This is a genomic window from Dyella lutea (assembly GCF_024158035.1).
GTDB lineage: Bacteria > Pseudomonadota > Gammaproteobacteria > Xanthomonadales > Rhodanobacteraceae > Dyella_A > Dyella_A lutea.
The window spans coordinates 154,574-171,808 of record NZ_JAMZEK010000001.1; the positions used below are offsets into that span (position 1 = coordinate 154,574).

Annotated in this window: 22 protein-coding genes and 1 tRNA gene; 7 read left to right on the forward strand and 16 right to left on the reverse strand. The window is 67.2% G+C overall.

Annotation, left to right across the window (positions count from 1 at the left end; all coding sequences use genetic code 11):
* Nucleotides 1-24: 24 nt before the first annotated feature.
* The 3 genes from NC595_RS00710 to NC595_RS00720 form a co-directional block, all read right to left on the reverse strand.
* Nucleotides 25-978: a lysophospholipid acyltransferase family protein gene (locus tag NC595_RS00710; protein WP_253564215.1), complete on the reverse strand. Its 954-nt coding sequence runs from the start codon at nt 976-978 to the stop codon at nt 25-27.
* Nucleotides 975-1,271 (reverse strand): ApeI family dehydratase, encoded by a 297-nt coding sequence (locus tag NC595_RS00715; protein WP_253564216.1) that lies wholly within the window; start codon nt 1,269-1,271, stop codon nt 975-977. Before NC595_RS00715 ends, NC595_RS00710 begins: the two co-directional genes overlap by 4 nt.
* Before the next feature lie 308 nt (nt 1,272-1,579).
* Nucleotides 1,580-1,849, reverse strand: coding sequence for a phosphopantetheine-binding protein (locus NC595_RS00720; RefSeq protein ID WP_253564217.1), 270 nt, complete (start codon nt 1,847-1,849; stop codon nt 1,580-1,582).
* Between the two features lie 148 nt (nt 1,850-1,997).
* Between NC595_RS00720 and NC595_RS00725 the strand changes: the two genes are divergently transcribed.
* A complete protein-coding gene (locus NC595_RS00725; protein WP_484489112.1) occupies nt 1,998-2,933 on the forward strand; it encodes a chorismate transformation FkbO/Hyg5 family protein in 936 nt (311 codons plus the stop codon).
* Nucleotides 2,934-2,958: 25 nt separating this feature from the next.
* On the opposite strand, the gene glmU is transcribed toward NC595_RS00725, so the two are convergent.
* From glmU to NC595_RS00790, 13 genes are all read right to left on the reverse strand, one after another.
* Nucleotides 2,959-4,329, reverse strand: a complete 1,371-nt coding sequence (gene glmU, locus NC595_RS00730) for a bifunctional UDP-N-acetylglucosamine diphosphorylase/glucosamine-1-phosphate N-acetyltransferase GlmU (protein WP_253564219.1) — start codon at nt 4,327-4,329, stop codon at nt 2,959-2,961.
* Between the two features lie 137 nt (nt 4,330-4,466).
* Nucleotides 4,467-4,895 (reverse strand): F0F1 ATP synthase subunit epsilon, encoded by a 429-nt coding sequence (locus NC595_RS00735; RefSeq protein WP_253564220.1) that lies wholly within the window; start codon nt 4,893-4,895, stop codon nt 4,467-4,469.
* Between the two features lie 56 nt (nt 4,896-4,951).
* Nucleotides 4,952-6,364 carry a F0F1 ATP synthase subunit beta gene (gene atpD / locus NC595_RS00740; protein WP_253564221.1) on the reverse strand — a complete coding sequence of 471 codons (1,413 nt, stop codon included), beginning with the start codon at nt 6,362-6,364 and terminating at the stop codon, nt 4,952-4,954.
* Nucleotides 6,365-6,437: 73 nt separating this feature from the next.
* Nucleotides 6,438-7,331: a F0F1 ATP synthase subunit gamma gene (gene atpG / locus NC595_RS00745; RefSeq protein WP_253564222.1), complete on the reverse strand. Its 894-nt coding sequence runs from the start codon at nt 7,329-7,331 to the stop codon at nt 6,438-6,440.
* A 78-nt stretch (nt 7,332-7,409) separates the two neighbouring features.
* Nucleotides 7,410-8,960: a F0F1 ATP synthase subunit alpha gene (gene atpA, locus NC595_RS00750; protein ID WP_063673245.1), complete on the reverse strand. Its 1,551-nt coding sequence runs from the start codon at nt 8,958-8,960 to the stop codon at nt 7,410-7,412.
* A gap of 59 nt (nt 8,961-9,019) precedes the next feature.
* Nucleotides 9,020-9,553: a F0F1 ATP synthase subunit delta gene (locus tag NC595_RS00755; RefSeq protein ID WP_253564223.1), complete on the reverse strand. Its 534-nt coding sequence runs from the start codon at nt 9,551-9,553 to the stop codon at nt 9,020-9,022.
* A gap of 3 nt (nt 9,554-9,556) precedes the next feature.
* Complete coding sequence (locus tag NC595_RS00760) at nt 9,557-10,027, reverse strand: F0F1 ATP synthase subunit B (RefSeq protein WP_253564224.1); 471 nt, start codon at nt 10,025-10,027, stop codon at nt 9,557-9,559.
* A gap of 95 nt (nt 10,028-10,122) precedes the next feature.
* The gene (gene atpE / locus NC595_RS00765) at nt 10,123-10,416 is read right to left on the reverse strand and encodes a F0F1 ATP synthase subunit C (protein WP_063673248.1); all 294 of its coding nucleotides are present in this window, start codon (nt 10,414-10,416) and stop codon (nt 10,123-10,125) included.
* 52 nt (nt 10,417-10,468) lie between these two features.
* Nucleotides 10,469-11,272, reverse strand: coding sequence for a F0F1 ATP synthase subunit A (atpB, locus tag NC595_RS00770; RefSeq protein WP_253564225.1), 804 nt, complete (start codon nt 11,270-11,272; stop codon nt 10,469-10,471).
* Between the two features lie 3 nt (nt 11,273-11,275).
* On the reverse strand, nt 11,276-11,641 hold the full coding sequence (locus tag NC595_RS00775; RefSeq protein ID WP_253564226.1) for a hypothetical protein: 366 nt from the start codon (nt 11,639-11,641) through the stop codon (nt 11,276-11,278).
* A gap of 227 nt (nt 11,642-11,868) precedes the next feature.
* The gene (locus NC595_RS00780; protein ID WP_063673250.1) at nt 11,869-12,258 is read right to left on the reverse strand and encodes a phasin family protein; all 390 of its coding nucleotides are present in this window, start codon (nt 12,256-12,258) and stop codon (nt 11,869-11,871) included.
* A gap of 154 nt (nt 12,259-12,412) precedes the next feature.
* On the reverse strand, nt 12,413-12,775 hold the full coding sequence (queD, locus tag NC595_RS00785) for a 6-carboxytetrahydropterin synthase QueD (protein ID WP_253564227.1): 363 nt from the start codon (nt 12,773-12,775) through the stop codon (nt 12,413-12,415).
* A 57-nt stretch (nt 12,776-12,832) separates the two neighbouring features.
* A tRNA-Met gene (locus NC595_RS00790) sits at nt 12,833-12,909 on the reverse strand.
* A gap of 178 nt (nt 12,910-13,087) precedes the next feature.
* Between NC595_RS00790 and NC595_RS00795 the strand changes: the two genes are divergently transcribed.
* The 6 genes from NC595_RS00795 to NC595_RS00820 all read left to right on the forward strand — a co-directional run bounded on the left by NC595_RS00795 (nt 13,088) and on the right by NC595_RS00820 (nt 17,233).
* Nucleotides 13,088-13,633 (forward strand): RNA pyrophosphohydrolase, encoded by a 546-nt coding sequence (locus tag NC595_RS00795; RefSeq protein ID WP_253564228.1) that lies wholly within the window; start codon nt 13,088-13,090, stop codon nt 13,631-13,633.
* Between the two features lie 145 nt (nt 13,634-13,778).
* Complete coding sequence (locus NC595_RS00800) at nt 13,779-14,510, forward strand: DUF6776 family protein (RefSeq protein WP_343214880.1); 732 nt, start codon at nt 13,779-13,781, stop codon at nt 14,508-14,510.
* Nucleotides 14,497-14,940 (forward strand): bactofilin family protein, encoded by a 444-nt coding sequence (locus NC595_RS00805; RefSeq protein WP_253564230.1) that lies wholly within the window; start codon nt 14,497-14,499, stop codon nt 14,938-14,940. The genes NC595_RS00800 and NC595_RS00805 overlap by 14 nt, the downstream gene beginning before the upstream one ends.
* 48 nt (nt 14,941-14,988) lie before the next feature.
* Nucleotides 14,989-15,357 carry an iron-sulfur cluster insertion protein ErpA gene (erpA, locus tag NC595_RS00810; RefSeq protein ID WP_253564231.1) on the forward strand — a complete coding sequence of 123 codons (369 nt, stop codon included), beginning with the start codon at nt 14,989-14,991 and terminating at the stop codon, nt 15,355-15,357.
* A 28-nt stretch (nt 15,358-15,385) separates the two neighbouring features.
* Complete coding sequence (nudC, locus tag NC595_RS00815; protein ID WP_253564232.1) at nt 15,386-16,318, forward strand: NAD(+) diphosphatase; 933 nt, start codon at nt 15,386-15,388, stop codon at nt 16,316-16,318.
* Nucleotides 16,319-16,363: 45 nt separating this feature from the next.
* On the forward strand, nt 16,364-17,233 hold the full coding sequence (locus NC595_RS00820; protein WP_253564233.1) for a CobD/CbiB family protein: 870 nt from the start codon (nt 16,364-16,366) through the stop codon (nt 17,231-17,233).
* The last annotated feature ends 2 nt before the right edge of the window (nt 17,234-17,235 follow it).

Below are 17,235 nucleotides of genomic sequence, written 5' to 3' on the forward strand. Positions count from 1 at the left end.
AAGGCAACACCGGCCGCACTCGCGTCAGGCGTCGACGCGGCGGCCCGCGTCGGCAGGCCCCGCGCCAGCGGGAGCGCGCAGATCTTGCTGCCAGAAGTCATAGAAGTTGAACCAGTTGGTCGGCGCGATTCGCGCGTAATGTTCCAGCCGCAAGGCGTAATGCGCGATAAGCGCGTCCAGCGCCGCGGCCCGCTCGGCACGCGGAATCGCCACGCGATCGGCCACCGGCTCGAATATCAGCCGATAGCGGTTGCCCCCCAGGTACAGGCCGAAGCACAGCATCACCGGCACCTGCAGCGCATGCGCAAGCAGCCACGGCCCCACCGGGAACGGCGCCGGCCGGCCGAGGAAAGGTACGTGGCGCAACGCCTCGTGCTCGCGCCCGCGGTCAGCCAGCAGCGCGACCAGCGAGCCGGCCTGGCAGGCCTCCGCCATCGCCAGGGTGATCGAGGTGCCATCCCGCGAAGCGTCGATCACCCCGGCACCGATCTGCGGTGCCAGCGCCTCGAGCAGCGCCGTCATCGCCGGAGTCTTCTGCTTGTCCAGCACGACCCGCAGGGAGACCTCCGGGCGGCGCGTGCTCAGTGCACGCAGCGCCTCGAAACTGCCCAGGTGGGAACCGATCAGCAACACGCCCTGGCGATTGGCGATGTGCGCATCCAGCAGGTCGAGCCCTTCGGTCTCGACCTCGAAATCGTCATCGCCCCGCGCCAGCAGGTAGACGCGGTCCAGGGTGATTGCGGCGAAGCACCACAGATGGTCGAACACCTCGCGCCGGCTCGGCGGGCGCCCGAGCACCCGCGTCAGGTACTGCTTCGACGCCTGTCGCTCGGGTGCGCGACGAAGGTAGAAGTAGGCGGTGATCGGATACAGCGACAACCGCGCGAGCCGCCGCCCACAGACCAGCGCGATGCTGCGGATCAGCCAAAGTGCGAAATGTCCGCCTCCCTCGGGACGGCTCCGCCAGTGCCCGCTCACGCCGCGGTTCCCTCGATCACGCCGCGCGCCAGCAGCTCCTCGCCGCGACGGATCTCGAAGCGCAGGCGGCCAGCGGATTCGCTGAGTCGTACCTCGGCGTCCTCGCCCGGCAGCAACGGGGCGGCAAACTTGGCCTCGGCAATTCGCGCCAGCCGCTCGCCACGCCACGCCCGCAGCGCGCCGGCGACCGCCTCGAGCATGACGACCCCGGGCACCAGCGGCGCGCCCGGGAAGTGGCCGGGAAGGGACGGATGCTCGATCGGCACCCGGAACGGAAGAGCGAACGTGCTCATGCGCGCCCACCCACGCAGCGTTCGAGCGGCGACAAGCTGCATGCCGGCCGGGCTTCCACCCCGCGCAGGGCGCCACGTGGCAGGTGGCCCGGGGTGTGTTGGCTGGGCGGCCATGCCACGCCTTCGATCCGGATCATCGAGCCACCGTCGACGTGTGGACAGGGGGATGCACCAAATCACCGGGACGCCGCGTCCGGGAGCGTCGGAGCGTGAGCTTTCCCCATCGGGCCGAAACTGCGGACATGCTGGTCTCGCTCATTGGCCGGAGCGCGATCGCACGCGGGCGGCTGCGGCGCCTCGGCAGCCGCTCAGTGGGCGCGTTGCTGTTCGATGTAGTCCGACAGCGTCCGCAGGCTGGAAAAAATCTGCCGGTTGTCCGGATTGTCCGAGCGCAGCTGGAATCCGTAGCGCTTGGACACTGCCAGGGAAATCTCCAGCGCATCGATCGAATCGAGCCCGAGCTCGCCGCCGAACAACGGCGCGTCGGGATCGATCTGCTCGGGGGTGACGGTTTCGAGATTCAGGCTCTCGACCACCAGGGTGGCCAGTTCGTGTTGTGCGGTGGTCTGCTCTGCCATGCTCGGATCCGTACCCAAAAAGCCGTGCCTCCCCCCGGTGGCAGCGGGTCGGGAGTGTACCATGGGGCCCTCGTCGTTCCCGGTAGATCGCATGGTTCAGGGATGTGAAGGCGCAGTCGCGCGAGCGATGGTCTGCCGCGCGCCACGGGTGTCGTACCGCAACGTGGACGCCGCGCAGGCGCTGGCCGAACCCGGCATGCTCGCGGTCATCGGCTTTGGCGCCGGCCGGGAGGAGACCGACGATCCGCGCTGGCTGCGGTTGCCGCTTGAACCGTTCGACGCTCCCGCGCCACTGGAGTGCTGGGAGGTGGCCGGGCCGGTGAGCTGCGGCCGCACCGGCGATATCCGCTGGTCGCGCGGCGATGGCTGGCTGTTCGCCTCGGTGAGCCTCGATGAGTCGGCGTGCGGCAGCATCGAGACGTGCGCAGCGGAAGCGTATCGGCAGCTGGCGCAATTCCTCGTCGGGCAGGCCGAATCCCAGGTGCTGCGGGTCTGGAACTACCTGCCCGACATCAACCAGGGCGACGGCGACGGCGAACGTTACAAGCGCTTCTGCAGCGGTCGCGCAGGAGGGATGGGCGCGGCGTTCGTCGATGGCTTTCCCGCGGCGACGGCCATCGGCAGCCCGGGCTGCAACGGGCGCCTGCAGGTCTACCTGCTGGCCAGCTCGCAACCCGGCGCCCGGGTGGAGAATCCTCGCCAGGTGAGTGCCTGGCGTTACCCACGCCAGTACGGGCCGACCCCTCCCAGCTTCGCGCGGGCGGTACGGCTGCCGGCCGGCGATGCCCTGGCGATCTCCGGCACCGCCGCGGTGATCGGCCATGCCTCGGCACACCATGGGGATCTGCCCGCGCAATTGGCGGAGACGCTCGCCAACCTCGAAGCCTTGCTGGCCGCCGCCGGCATGCCCCCGGGCTTCGACACCCACTCGCCGCTGAAGGCCTACATCCGGCGTCCGGGCGACGCCCGGACCGTGCGGGACTTCTTCCGCCGGCATTTGTCCGGCGTACCGGCACTGCTGCTGCACGGCGAGGTGTGCCGGCGCGAACTGCTGGTGGAGGTCGACGGCTGGCGCTACGCCTGAGCGCTACGCGGCTCCCGCGCCGGCGTTACTTTTTCTGCGTGGTCGGGCGCTGCCAGCCGGACAAGGTGAGCTGGCGGCCGCGCGCCACCGTGAGCTCATCCGCCGGCGCATCCTTGGTGATCACCGAACCGGCGCCGATGGTGGCGTTCGCACCCACGCTGACCGGCGCTACCAACGCACTGTTCGAGCCGATGAAGGCACCGTCGCCGATGCGGGTCAGGTGCTTGTTCACACCGTCGTAGTTGCAGGTGATGGTGCCTGCGCCGATGTTGACGCCCGCACCGATCTCGGCATCGCCGATATAGCTCAGGTGGTTGGCTTTGCTGCCGTCGCCCAGCTTCGCCTTCTTGATCTCGACGAAATTGCCCACGTGCACGCCGGGCGCCAGCTCCGCCCCCGGGCGCAGGCGGGCGAACGGGCCGATCGTGCAGGGGCCATGCGTCACCAGCCCGTCGAGATCGCAATGGGCCAGCACCACGGTACCGCTGGCCAGACGTGTGTTGCGCACGCGGGTGAACGGGCCGATGCGGACGTCGTCGCCGAGCGCCACGTCACCTTCGAAGATCACGTCGACATCAATCTCCACGTCGCTGCCGGCCTGCACGGTCCCGCGCACGTCGATGCGAAGCGGATCGGCCAGGCGCACACCTGCGAGCATCAGCTCCCCGGCGCGGCGACGGCGGTACTGGGCTTCCAGCTCGGCCAGCTGCAACGGGTTGTTGGCACCGGCCGCTTCCACCGGGTCCGCGCACTCCACCGACCGCGCCGGGCGATGCTCCGCTGCGGCCATCGCGAAGATATCGGTGAGGTAATACTCGCCCTGCGCGTTGTCGCGCCCGAGCCGGCCGATCCAGCTCCGCAGCGACGACGCATCGGCGGCCACGATACCGGTATTCACCAGGTTCACCGCGCGCTCTTCGGGGCTCGCGTCCTTCTCCTCGACCACCGCGATCACGCGCGCAGCCTCGTCGCAAAGCACGCGGCCGTAGCCGAATGGGGCGGCGAGGCGGGTGGTGAGCAGCGCGAGGCCCTCGGCCGTCACCAATGGGCGCAGGGTGTCGGCACGGGTCAACGGCACATCGCCGTACAGCACCAGCACCCGGGCACCATCCGGCACCTGCACCAGCGCCTGCGCCACCGCATGGCCGGTACCCAGCCGCTCGGCCTGCAGCACCCAGCCCAGGTCCGCATCGGCGGCGAACGCTTCGCGCACCTGCTCGCCACCGTGGCCGTAGACCACGTGGATCGCTGCCGGGCCCAGCGCCCGCGCCGTGGCCAGCACATGGCCGAGCAACGGTCGCCCGGCGACCGGCATCAGGACCTTGGCGCGCTTGGACTTCATGCGCTTGCCTTCGCCGGCGGCGAGGACGATGACATGCAGGGCGGTGGCTTCCATGGATCACCTGGTACGTGGGCAAGGCCGCAAGAATATCAGCCGCTTGTGCCCGATCCGACCCGCTGGCGACACGCGGATGCGAAAACGCCGGCACGAGGCCGGCGTTGTGGATCAGCGGCCTCCGGGGAGGCGCGGATTCAGTGCTTGAGCGTGCGGCGCAGGCGCTCGAGGGCCTGCAGCTGGGTGATCGCCGCGGCCAGCTTGGCCTGCGCCTCGGCGACTTCCATCGCGTCGGTGCGATTGGCCAGGGCTTCCTCGGCGCGACGCTTCGCTTCCAGCGCAGCCTGCTCGTCGATGTCGGCCGAGCGGATCGCGCTGTCGGCCAGCACCGTCACCACCTGCGGCTGCACTTCGAGGATGCCGCCGCCGGTGATGGAGATGTCCACCTTCTCGCCGCTGGCCTCGGTCACGACGACCTTGCCGGGCTTGAGGCGGGTGATCAGCGGGGCGTGGCGCGGGGTGATGCCCAGCTCGCCCAGCTCGCCGGTGGCAACGACCATCGTCGCCTCGCCCGAGTAGATCTCGGCTTCGGCACTGACGACGTCGACGCGGATGGTGTGGCTCATGGGAGGTTTCCGGATGCGTGGGGCTGGGGGCGGGCTGGATCACCCGCCCCGATGGATCAGGCGGCCTTCTTGGCGCCCATCTCCTCAGCCTTCTTGATCGCCTCGTCGATGCCGCCGACCATGTAGAACGCCTGCTCCGGCAGGTGGTCGACGTCGCCGTCCACGATCATCTTGAAGCCGCGGATGGTTTCCTTCAGCGGCACGTACTTGCCCGGCGAGCCGGTGAACACCTCGGCCACGTGGAACGGCTGCGAGAAGAAGCGCTCGATCTTGCGGGCGCGCGACACGGCCTGCTTGTCCTCCTCGGAGAGCTCGTCCATGCCCAGGATCGCGATGATGTCCTTCAGCTCCTTGTAGCGCTGCAGGGTGCCCTGCACGCGACGGGCGACGTCGTAGTGCTCGGCGCCGATCACGTTCGGATCGAGCTGGCGGCTGGTCGAGTCCAGCGGATCCACCGCCGGGTAGATGCCGAGCGAGGCGATATTGCGGCTCAGCACCACGGTCGCGTCCAGGTGGGCGAAGGTGGTGGCCGGCGACGGGTCGGTCAGGTCGTCCGCGGGCACGTACACGGCCTGGATCGAGGTGATCGAGCCGGTCTTGGTCGAGGTGATGCGCTCCTGCAGCACGCCCATTTCCTCGGCCAGGGTCGGCTGGTAGCCCACCGCCGACGGCATGCGGCCGAGCAGCGCGGACACCTCGGTACCGGCCAGGGTGTAGCGGTAGATGTTGTCGACGAACAGCAGCACGTCCTTGCCCTTGCCGCTCTCGTCCTTCTCTTCGCGGAAGTACTCGGCCATGGTCAGGCCGGTCAGCGCCACGCGCAGACGGTTGCCCGGCGGCTCGTTCATCTGGCCGTACACCATCGCGACCTTGTCCAGAACGTTGGAGTCCTTCATCTCGTGGTAGAAGTCGTTGCCCTCGCGGGTACGCTCGCCCACGCCGGCGAACACGGACAGACCCGAGTGCGCCTTGGCGATGTTGTTGATCAGCTCCATCATGTTCACGGTCTTGCCCACGCCGGCGCCGCCGAACAGGCCGACCTTGCCGCCCTTGGCGAACGGGCACACCAGGTCGATCACCTTGATACCGGTCTCCAGCAGGTCGGTCGCGGCCGCCTGGTCGGCGTAGCTCGGCGCCTCGCGGTGGATCACCCAGCGATCCTGCTCGCCGATCGGGCCGGCTTCATCGATCGGGTTGCCGAGCACGTCCATGATGCGGCCGAGGGTCGCCTTGCCGACCGGCACCTTGATGCCTTCGCCGGTGTTGCGGGCCTCGAGGCCACGCTTCAGGCCGTCGGTCGAGCCGAGTGCGATGGTGCGCACGATGCCGTCACCCAGCACCTGCTGCACTTCCAGCGTGATCTCGGTGCCGTCGATCTTCAGTGCGTCGTACACCTGCGGCACCTGATCGCGCGGAAACTCCACGTCGATGACCGCGCCGATGATCTGAACAACTTTGCCCTGGCTCATGGAATGCTCCGGATGGATCTCTTAAGTGTCTGTGTGGGCGCCGCTGGGCGTCGCCGTGAATGCTTGCCGGTGATCAGACCGCTGCGGCGCCGCCGACGATCTCCGAGATTTCCTGGGTGATCGCGGCCTGGCGGGCCTTGTTGTAGACCAGCGTCAGGTCGCCGATGACCTTGTTGGCGTTGTCCGACGCGCTCTTCATCGCCACCATGCGCGCGGCATGCTCGCTGGCCAAGTTCTCCAGCGTGGACTGGTACACCACCGACTCGATGTAGCGACCCAGCACGTGCTCCAGCACGGTGGCCGCATCGGGTTCGTAGATGTAGTCCCAGTCGTGGGTCTGCGACAGCGCGATGCCGGCCGAGCCTTCCATCTCCGTGGCGACCAGCGGCAGCGGCAGCAGCGCGTCGACGGTCGGCTTCTGCGTCATCGTGTTGACGAAGTCGTTGTAGGCCAGGAACAGGCGGTCCAGCTTGCCCTCGGTGTAGGCGTCCATCGCCACCTTGATCACGCCGACCAGGCTCTCCAGCTTCGGCTTCTCACCCAGGTGGGTCACGCTGCCGATCAGGTTGACGCCCTTGATGCGACGGAAGAACTGCACCGCCTTCTGGCCGATCGCCACCACGTCGACGGCGACGCCCTTGCCCTGCCATTCCTGGATCGCCGGCAACAGGCGACGGAACAGGTTGGAGTTGAGGCCGCCGCACAGGCCGCGGTCAGTCGAGACCACCACGTAGGCCACCCGCGCCACGTTCTCGCGCTCGGTCAGGAACGGATGATTGAAATCCGTGCTGGCCTGGGCCACGTGGGCGATCATCTTGCGCATCAGCCGCGCATACGGACGCGAGGCCTTCATCAGGTCCTGCGCCTTGCGGATCTTCGAGGCCGAGACCATTTCGAGCGCGCGCGTCACCTTGCGCATGTTCTGCGTGCTCTTGATCTTGGTTTTGATTTCGCGGCCGCTAGCCATGCTCTGTTCGCTCGCTGTGATCGGTGGGTGTGTTCCGTCGCGGGCGCGCGGTCTGCACCGCGCGCGCCGGAGGGCGGATTACCAGCTACCGGTCTTCTTGTACTCGTCCATCGCGGACTTGAAGGTCGCCTCGATCTCGCCGTTCCAGTCACCGGTGGCGACGATCTTCTTCATCAGCTCGCCGTGGTTCTGGTGGAAGAACGCATGCAGGCCCTTCTCGAACGCCAGCACCTTGTTCACCGGCAGGTCGTCGAGATAGCCCTTCTCGGCCGCGTACACCGACAGCGCCAGCTCGGCGATCGACAGCGGCGCGTACTGCGCCTGCTTCATCAGCTCGGTCACGCGCTGGCCGCGGTCCAGCTGGGCGCGGGTGGCCGGATCCAGGTCCGAAGCGAACTGCGCGAACGCGGCCAGCTCGCGGAACTGCGCCAGCGCCAGCTTCACGCCGCCGGACAGCTTCTTGACGATCTTGGTCTGCGCCGCACCACCAACGCGCGACACCGAGATACCGGCGTTCACCGCCGGGCGGATGCCGGCGTTGAACAGGTCGGTCTCGAGGAAGATCTGGCCGTCGGTGATCGAGATCACGTTGGTCGGCACGAACGCGGACACGTCACCGGCCTGGGTCTCGATGATCGGCAGCGCAGTCAGCGAACCGGTCTTGCCCTTGACCTCGCCGTTGGTGAACTTCTCGACGTACTCCTCGTTGACGCGCGCAGCGCGCTCGAGCAGACGCGAGTGCAGGTAGAACACGTCACCCGGATAGGCTTCGCGGCCCGGCGGGCGCTTCAGCAGCAGCGAGATCTGGCGGTAGGCCACGGCCTGCTTGGACAGATCGTCGTACACGATCAGCGCGTCCTGGCCGCGGTCGCGGAAGTACTCGCCCATGGCGCAGCCGGCGTACGGCGCGATGTACTGCAGCGCGGCCGACTCGGAGGCGGAGGCGACCACCACGATGGTGTTGGCCAGCGCGCCGTTCTCTTCCAGCTTGCGCACCACGTTGGCGATCGACGAACGCTTCTGGCCGATCGCGACGTAGATCGAGAAGATGCCCGAATCCTTCTGGTTGATGATCGCGTCGATCGCCAGCGCGGTCTTGCCGGTCTGGCGGTCGCCGATGATCAGCTCGCGCTGGCCACGGCCGATCGGGATCATCGAGTCGACCGACTTGTAGCCGGTCTGCACCGGCTGGTCGACCGACTTGCGCCAGATCACGCCCGGCGCGACCTTCTCGATCGGCGCGTTGACCTTGGCGTTGATCGGGCCCTTGCCGTCGATCGGGTTGCCCAGCGCGTCGACCACGCGACCCAGCAGCTCCGGACCGACCGGCACCTCGAGGATGCGACCGGTGGTGCGGGCGGTATCGCCTTCCTTCAGGTGCTGGTACTCACCCAGCACCACGGCGCCGACGGAGTCGCGCTCGAGGTTGAGGGCCAGGGCGTAGGCATTGCCCGGCAGCTCGATCATTTCGCCCTGCATCACGTCGGCCAGGCCGTGGATGCGCACGATGCCGTCGGACACGCTGATGATCGTGCCCTCGTTGCGGGCCTCCGCGCCGAGCTTGAACTGCTCGATGCGATTTTTGATCAGCTCGCTGATCTCGGACGGGTTCAAGGTGGTGCTGGACATGGTCGTTTCCTTGGGTTCGCGCCGCGTCAGCGGCACCCGATGGTTTTTTGAATCTGGGGTCAGTGAGCCAGCGCGCCGGCCAGCTTCTCGAGGCGTCCGCGGGCGGAGCCGTCAATCACTTCGCTGCCGGTATCGATCACCACGCCGCCCAGCAGCGACGGATCGACCTGGGTTTCCAGTTCGATCTCGCGCTTGAAGCGGCGCTTCAGCGAGGCCTTCAGCTGCTCGGCCTGGGCGGCGTCCAGCGCCATCGCGCTGGTCACCTTCACCAACAGCTGCAACTCGGCCTCGCGCTTGTAGTCCTCGAACAGCTCGGCCACCTCCGGCAGCAGCGCCATGCGACGATGCTCGGCCATCTCGGCGAGGAACTGCCCGAACGGGCTGTCGGACGCCACGCCCTGCGGCAGGTGCAGCACCGCCAGCTGTGCCGGCTGCACGCGCGGATCGTTGCCGAAGCCGGCAACCTGGGGATCCCGGGCGACGGCGGCCGCGAAGGCAAGCGCGTCGGACCAGGTGCCCAGCGCACCCGCCGCGTGGGCCAGCTCGAAAGCGGCGCGGGCGTAGGGGCGGGCGAGAGTGATTGCCTGGGCCATCGCTTAGATCTCGGTCGCGAGCTGGTCGAGCAGGGCCTTGTGCGCGGCCGGATCGATCTCGCGCTGCACGATCTTGCTCGCGCCCTGGACCGCGAGGGCGCCGACGCGCTCACGCAGTTCCTGGCGCGCACGCTGCGCCATCGAAGCGATCTCGTCCTGCGCCACCGCCTTCTGCCGGGTGATCTCGGCGACCGCGTCGGCCTTGGCCTTGTCCAGGATCTGGTTGGCCTGCTGCTGCGCCTTGTCGATGATCTCGGAGGCCTGCTGGCGGGCCTTGCGGATCTCGTCGGCCACCTTGGCGTCGGCGTCCTTGAGTTCGGCGCGCGCCTTCTCGGCGGCATTGAGGCCGTCGGCAATCTTCAACTGGCGCTCTTCGATCGCCTTGGTGAGGTTCGGCCAGATGAACTTGACCGTGAAGGCGATCAAGATGGCGAACGAGAGCATTTCGCCAATCAGAGTGGCGTTGATATCCATCGCTGCTTGCCTGTTAGTGCGGTTTCACAAGCACGGGCGCCGAAGCGCCCCTGCAGGAGAGCGACACCGCCCGGGGCGGTGTCGCAGTGGCGTACTTACTTGCCGGCGCCGGCAGCCGAGAGCACCGCGCCCAGCAGCGGGTTCGCCACGGCGAAGTACATCGCCAGCGCCACGCCGATCAGGAACGCCGCGTCGATCAGGCCGGCCAGCAGGAACATGCGACCCTGCAGCAGCGGCACCAGCTCCGGCTGACGGGCAGCGGCTTCGAGGAACTTCGAGCCCATGATGCCGATACCGATACAGGCACCCAGCGCGCCGAAACCGATGATCAGGCCGAGCGCGATCGCGGTGAAGCCCTGGATTTGTGCAAACTGAACGAGATGTTCCACGGTGGTCTCCTCAAGAAAAGAAAAGCGTAAGAGCGAGCAAGGTCAAACGAAATCAGTGGTGATCGTGCGCCATCGAGATGTACACGACGGTCAGCACCATGAAGATGAAGGCCTGGATCGAGATGATCAGGATGTGGAACAGGCCCCACACCGTGTAGCCGACGACACCCATGCCGAACAGCACCCAGCTGCCCGCGCTGAACAGGCCGGCAATCAGCATGAACACCAGCTCGCCTGCGTACATGTTGCCGAACAGTCGCATTGCCAGACTGACCGGCTTGGACAGCAGCTCGACCATGTTCAGGGCGAAGTTCGGGATCCACAGCAGCGGATGCTTGCCGAACGGTGCGGTGAACAGCTCGTGCATGAAGCCGCCGAAGCCCTTGGCCTTGAAGCTGTAGAAGATCACCAGCACCAGCACCGTCAGCGACATGGCGAAGGTCAGGCTGAGATCGGCGGTCGGCACGGCGCGGAAGTGGCTGATGCCGAACTTCTCGGTGATGAAGGGGAGCAGGTCGACCGGCAGCAGGTCCATGGCGTTCATCAGGAACACCCACAGGAACACGGTCAGCGCCAACGGGCCGAGAAAACGGCGGTCACCGTGGAACACATCCTTGACCTGGCCATCGACGAACTCCAGCACGAGCTCGACGAACGCCTGACCCTTGCCGGGGACGCCGGCGGTGGCGCGGCGCGACTTCAGCCAGAACCAGCCACAGGCCAGGATGCCGAGGACCAGCGAAACAGTGATGGAGTCGAGGTGGAACGACCAGAAACCACCTTCATGCGAGGACTGCAGGAAGGTCAGGTGATGCTGGATGTATTCGGTAAGACCGCCCTGCGGCTCGCTTGCCATGTTTCAACCCTTAAATCTGAACGCCAGCAGATTGACCGCATAAGCCGCCATCAGCCCCGCGATGGCGGCCAACGGCGGCAGCTTGAATTGGATGAGGATCACGAACAGCCCTCCCAGGATCGCGACCCACTTCAGGATCATTCCCGACAGCAACCGCCCCAGCGCTGCACCGCCCGGGCCCAGCTTCGCGAATGCGCGCATCGACAGCAGCGCCGTTCCCAGCGCCACGACTCCCGCCCCCAGTGCTGCAGCCAAGGCCTCGCGAGGCCCCCGCAGCAGGAAGACGAGTCCCGCGGCCATTGCCACGCCAAGCTGCAGCACGACAATTCGCGAAGCGACACGCCGACCGGAGTCTAGACTGTTGAGCACCTGCACTCCCCGCGCGGCCCATACCAGAAAGGGTACTGATCCTGCGAGAAGCCACGATCCTATCCGCTTAATTGTAGCAGTGGCCCGGATCGAGCGACAAGCTCTTGCGCCGGGGTTGGCGGGTGCCGCGACGGCGCCGTGACCGGCGTCGCGAGAGGCCGGGACAACAAAAAAGGGCCGGACCGAAGTCCGACCCTTTGACCATGGACGCCAGGCGCCCCGGTGACTTACTTGGCGGCAGCCTTTTTGGCGGCGGCGACCGGAGCGGCCACCGCCTCGTTGGCGGCCTGCTGCTGCTCCTGCATCACCGCACCGATCGACTCTGCGGTCTTCTGCGTCACCGCGAAGATCTCCTGTCCGACCGACACCGCACGCTCGGCGTTGTCGCGACCCAGGCTGGCGCCCTTTTCCCACAGCGAGCGGAAGCCGTCGACGTCGCGCACTTCCATCGCCTCGGCGAGGAAGTCGGCGGAGATCTTCGCCTGCTTCTCGAAGGTCTTGAACTGGAGGCTGGCAACCGTCTCGATCCCCTTCACCGCAAGGGCATGGACCTTGAACGCGTTGTCGGAGAACTGCTTGGCGTAGCTGAACGCCTGGCTGGTGAACTGCTGATTCATGGCAATCTCCCCTCGGTGGGGTGGCTGGTAGTGGGAACTACCTTAGCAAGCCTTTTGTTGCAGTGCAATATATTTTTCTCTTCATCCCGAAACGTTCATGAAAATTTCATGAAAACCGGGACCTTGTTGCAATTCCGCTACCTGACGCGACGCATCAAAAACTGCTCGACGAGCAGCTCGCGCCAGAGGTGCACGTCTCATGCACCACCACCCGGTCGAGGCCGGGCAGCCGAGGGTCGAGCCGTTGCCAGATCCAGCGCGCCAGCATCTCGCTGGTCGGATTCTCCAGACCCTCGATGTCGTTGAGGTAGTGGTGGTCGAGCTGGTCGTAGAGCGGGGCGAACGCCGTCTTGATGTCGGCGAAGTCCATGACCCAGCCGAGCTGAGGATCGGGCTCGCCCTCGACATGGATTTCGATGCGGAACGAGTGCCCATGCAGCCGCGAGCACTTGTGGCCGGGCGGCACGTTCGGCAGGCGATGCGCCGCCTCGAGCTGGAAGACCTTGAAGATATGCATGATGCGTCGCCGGGTGGGAGTCGTTGCCGAAGGCCGGCAAGATCGGCGCAGTAGAAATGGTGGCTATGGGTGGACTCGAACCACCGACCCCAGCATTATGAGTGCTGTGCTCTAACCGGCTGAGCTACATAGCCATGGGTGACGCCTCCGCCAAGCCGGTTCGCTTCAGCGGGGCGCGGTAGTTTAAAGGCCAGACGACCGCCATTCAAGTCTCGGCTTGCTGCCTGTTTCTGCGCTGTGGTTGAATCAATTCCGGAAACGCCACTCCTGCAGCCATTGCGCAGTGACTCATGGCCCTTTCCTGGAGACGACATGATCGATGTGGATGGCTATCGTCCGAACGTGGGCATCGTGCTATTGAACGGCGATGGCCGGCTGTTCTGGGCGCGTCGCGTCAACCGCGACGGATGGCAGTTTCCACAGGGCGGCATGCGCAGCGACGAAACCCCGCTCGAGGCGATGTTCCGCGAGCTGCAGGAAGAGACCGGCCTGGCGCCCGAGCACGTCGAAGTGGTGGGCTCCACCCGCGGCTGGCTGCGCTACCGCCTGCCCAACCGTTACGTGAGGCATCACCAGCGACCGACCTGTATCGGCCAGAAGCAGGTCTGGTTCCTGCTGCGACTGGTCGGCGGCGAAGATGCGCTGAAGCTCGACGCCTGCGACAAACCCGAGTTCGACCTCTGGCGCTGGGTCGACTTCTGGTATCCCGCCGCCCACGTAGTCAACTTCAAGCGGGGCGTATACGAGCGGGCGCTGCGCCAGTTCGCGCCACTGGTCGAGAGCCTGCTCAGCATGCAGATCGGCGCACCGCCGGTTCGCGACACGCAGGGCCCGGGCAAAGGGCGCGCCGCCGCCTGAAGCAGCCACCTCGGCGCGCCCTGCAACTGCGGCGGCGCAAGCAACTTCGAGGCGGCTTCCTTGACGCTTCGAGCGCCTGACGGCTATACCCACCCCTTTGCCCGGGAGGGACTGCATGCCGCCTCGACCCCCACCGCGACTGGTCGTGCAGACGCACGACGACGCCCGGCAGCGGGCGCGCCGGCGCTGGCTGCTCGTGGCCTGGCCGGTCAGCCTCGTGCTCACGGGTGCCCTCGCATTCGGGCTTGGACAGTCGCCCGTGCAGCTCCCGCTGCCGCACGGCAACCGCGCCGCGGTCAAGCAGCTGCAGGCGGAGAACGAAGAGCTCAAGCAGCAGGTGGCCGACCTCCGGCGATCGCAGCAAGTGGCCGATGTGGCGATGCGCTCATTGCAGCGCTCGATGACCGAGCGCGAGGAGCAGATCAGCGGACTGCGCGCCGACCTCGGCTTCTACTCCCGCCTGGTCGGCGGTGACAGCCAGCGACAGGGCTTGCGCATCCAGGAAGTGCGGGTGCAGCCGGTGGCGCGGTCGAACGCGTGGAACGTCACGCTAAGCCTGACCCAGAACGTGCGCCGCGGCGACGAGATCGGCGGCAAGGTCACCATCACCGTGGAGGGGTTGAGCGACAACCAGGTCCAGCAACTGAGCTGGGATGCACTTGGCGATAACGCGCAGAAGGACGGGTTACCCTTCAAGTTCCGGTACTTCCAGCAACTGCATGCCACGTTCGTACTTCCGGCAGGCTTCCGGCCGACTCGCCTGCGTATCCATGCCGCTCCCGACCAGGGCGCGACCGCTGACCGGGCCGTGGCATGGGGCGACGCACTGAACGGCACCATTACCAGCACCCGAGGGGACAGCGATGCTCAACCGTAAACGCGCCGGGCGCGAATCGCCCAGCCATGAGACCAGCCTGGTCGCGCGAGGAACCACCATTCGTGGTGATCTGTACTTTACCGGCGCCCTGCATCTGGACGGCTGCATCGAAGGAGCGATCGTCGCCGAAACCGACGACGCGGTGCTGACGGTGAGCGAGCACGGCCAGGTGATCGGCGAGGTTCGCGTGCCGCACGCCGTGATCAACGGCCGTATCGACGGCAATGTGCTCAGCGACGCGCGTCTGGAGCTGGCCGCGCAGACCTGCATCACGGGCGACGTGCACTATCGTCTGCTGGAAATGGCGGCAGGCGCGCAGGTCAACGGGCGCATGGTCCACGTCGGTGCCGACGTGCCGCGGGAACTGGCAGCGCCGCGCGATGCCTCAGCCACCGATGAACCCGCCGACGCGGAATCCGCGCAGGCCTGAACGCGGTATGCTTGAGGTCTGGCTCCGGCCGCCTCATATGCAGCTGTCATGGAAACCATCGCCGCCTTCCCCGACTATCGCAGCGCCCAGGCGCCGCTCGTTTTCACCGAAGCAGCCGCGCACAAGGTGCAGGAGCTGATACGGGAAGAGGGCAACCCCGACCTGAAACTGCGCGTCTACATCAGCGGCGGTGGCTGCTCGGGCTTCCAGTACGGCTTCACCTTCGACGAAGCGCAGGCCGAAGACGATCTCGCACTGGAACGCGAGGGCGTCACGCTGCTGGTCGACCCGCTGTCGCTGCAGTACCTCACCGGCGCCGAGATCGATTACTCCGAGAGTTTCTCCGGCTCGCAGTTCGTGATTCGCAACCCCAACGCCAAGACCACCTGCGGATGCGGCTCTTCGTTCTCGGTCTGAGACCGGCCCTCGTCACGTCCGGGCAGGCATGAACACCTTCAGCGGACTCAGCCTGGTACTCGACCGCGCGGCAGAGCGCCGCGACGAAGTGGAATGGGTGGTCGCGCGGGCGAACAGCGAGCAGGCTCGGTTCCTGGTGCTGGACGCCGAGCAACAAGCCCTCGCGATCCCCGATGGAGACGCTTTGCGCTGGCTGGATGCCGCCGAGCGCGAGTCGTTGCTGCCGGAACTCCCGGTATCCCTGTTGGGTGTTACCGAACAGAACGCCTTCTTCCTGCTCAACGCGGGTGACCGTGGCGACGCGGTTGCCGGCGCACTCGGCGCACGTCGGATGCCGCTGCGCGAAGCGGGGCTGCGGCTTCCGGCCCACGAGGCCGGCCTGTTCGCGTACGCCAAGGGCCTGGCCCACTGGCAGCGGGAAATGCGCCATTGCCACGCCTGCGGCGGCGCACTGCAGCTGGTGGCCTCCGGTCACCGCGCGCAGTGCATGGGCTGCGGCAAGCTGCATTTCCCGCGTACCGATGCGGCGGTCATCGTGATCGTCGAGCACGACGGGGCCTGTCTGCTGGGCCGCCAGGCGAACTGGCCACCAGGACGCTACTCGACGCTGGCCGGCTTCGTGGAGCCGGGCGAATCGCTGGAAGACGCCGTGCGGCGCGAAGTCGCCGAAGAGGCCGGCGTGCGCGTCGACCAGGTCCACTACCACTCTTCGCAGCCATGGCCACTGCCGGCGTCGCTGATGGTCGGCTTCACCGCTACCGCGCAGGACCGCGCGATCCAGCTGCGTGACGGGGAGCTGGAGGAAGCCCGCTGGTTCACTCCCGCCCAGATCGCGGCGGGACTGGCCGATGGCAGCTTCGCCACGCCGCCGAAGCTCTCGGTGTCCTACCGCCTGCTCGCGCACTGGCTGAGCGAGCGGAGTGGCCTCGACCTGGACATGCTGATCGCCCGCCGGCGCTGATCGGCTCGCTTACAATGCGGCTCCTGCGCTTGTTGGAGTTATCGCATGGCCATCCGCCTGCTCGCCGCCCTGCTTGCCCTCGGCCTTCTGCATCTGCTGCCGGGCCTCGCGCGCTGGCACACCGACGGCGTGCTGCGCCGCTGGAGCCTCGCGCTGCGCGATATGACCGGCATCGGCCGGGTCGCCGTGCTAGTCGGCGTACCGGTGGTCATCGTGCTGGCCGTGACGGTGGCGCTGCGGCATGCCTGGCTCGGCGACCTGGCGCGGCTGGCGTTCGAGGTGGCGGTACTGCTGTTGTGTTTCGGGCCGCGCGCATTCGAGAGTGACTTGGAAGCGGTCCTCGGAGCGCCGGACCGGCCGGGCCGGGAGACGGCCGCCCAGGCACTGTCGGAAGACGGAGAACACGTTGCCTGGACTGCTCACGCCTTTGGCGAGGCCATCGCCTTCGCCGCGCTCCGGCGCCGCTTCGGCGTGCTGCTGTGGTTCTTCCTGTTCGGTCCGGCCGGCGCGCTGCTGTACTACCTCGCCCGCCGCCTGGGCCGCGACGACTCCATGCCGCTGGACGAGGCCAGCCGTGAATCCGCACGGCGCCTAGGCAACGCGCTGGACTGGATCCCGGCGCAGCTGCTGGTGTTCACCCTGGCGGTGGTCGGTCACTGGGACGCCGTGATGGCCGCCTGGCAGCGTTGGCGGACCCAGGCCGGAGCCGCACACTGGTATCGCGAGGAGCCGCGCTTCCTGGCCGACGCGGCCTGCGCCGACATCGCCGTGGAAATCGAGGCGGGCGACGGCTACGCCGAAGAGCGCAGCGATCCGCTGCTCGAGCTGGTGCGCATGCGCAGCGCGTTCCTGCGGGCGCTGGTCGCCTGGATGAGCGTGGTCGCGCTGGTGGTGATGGGCGGCTGGCTCACCTGAGC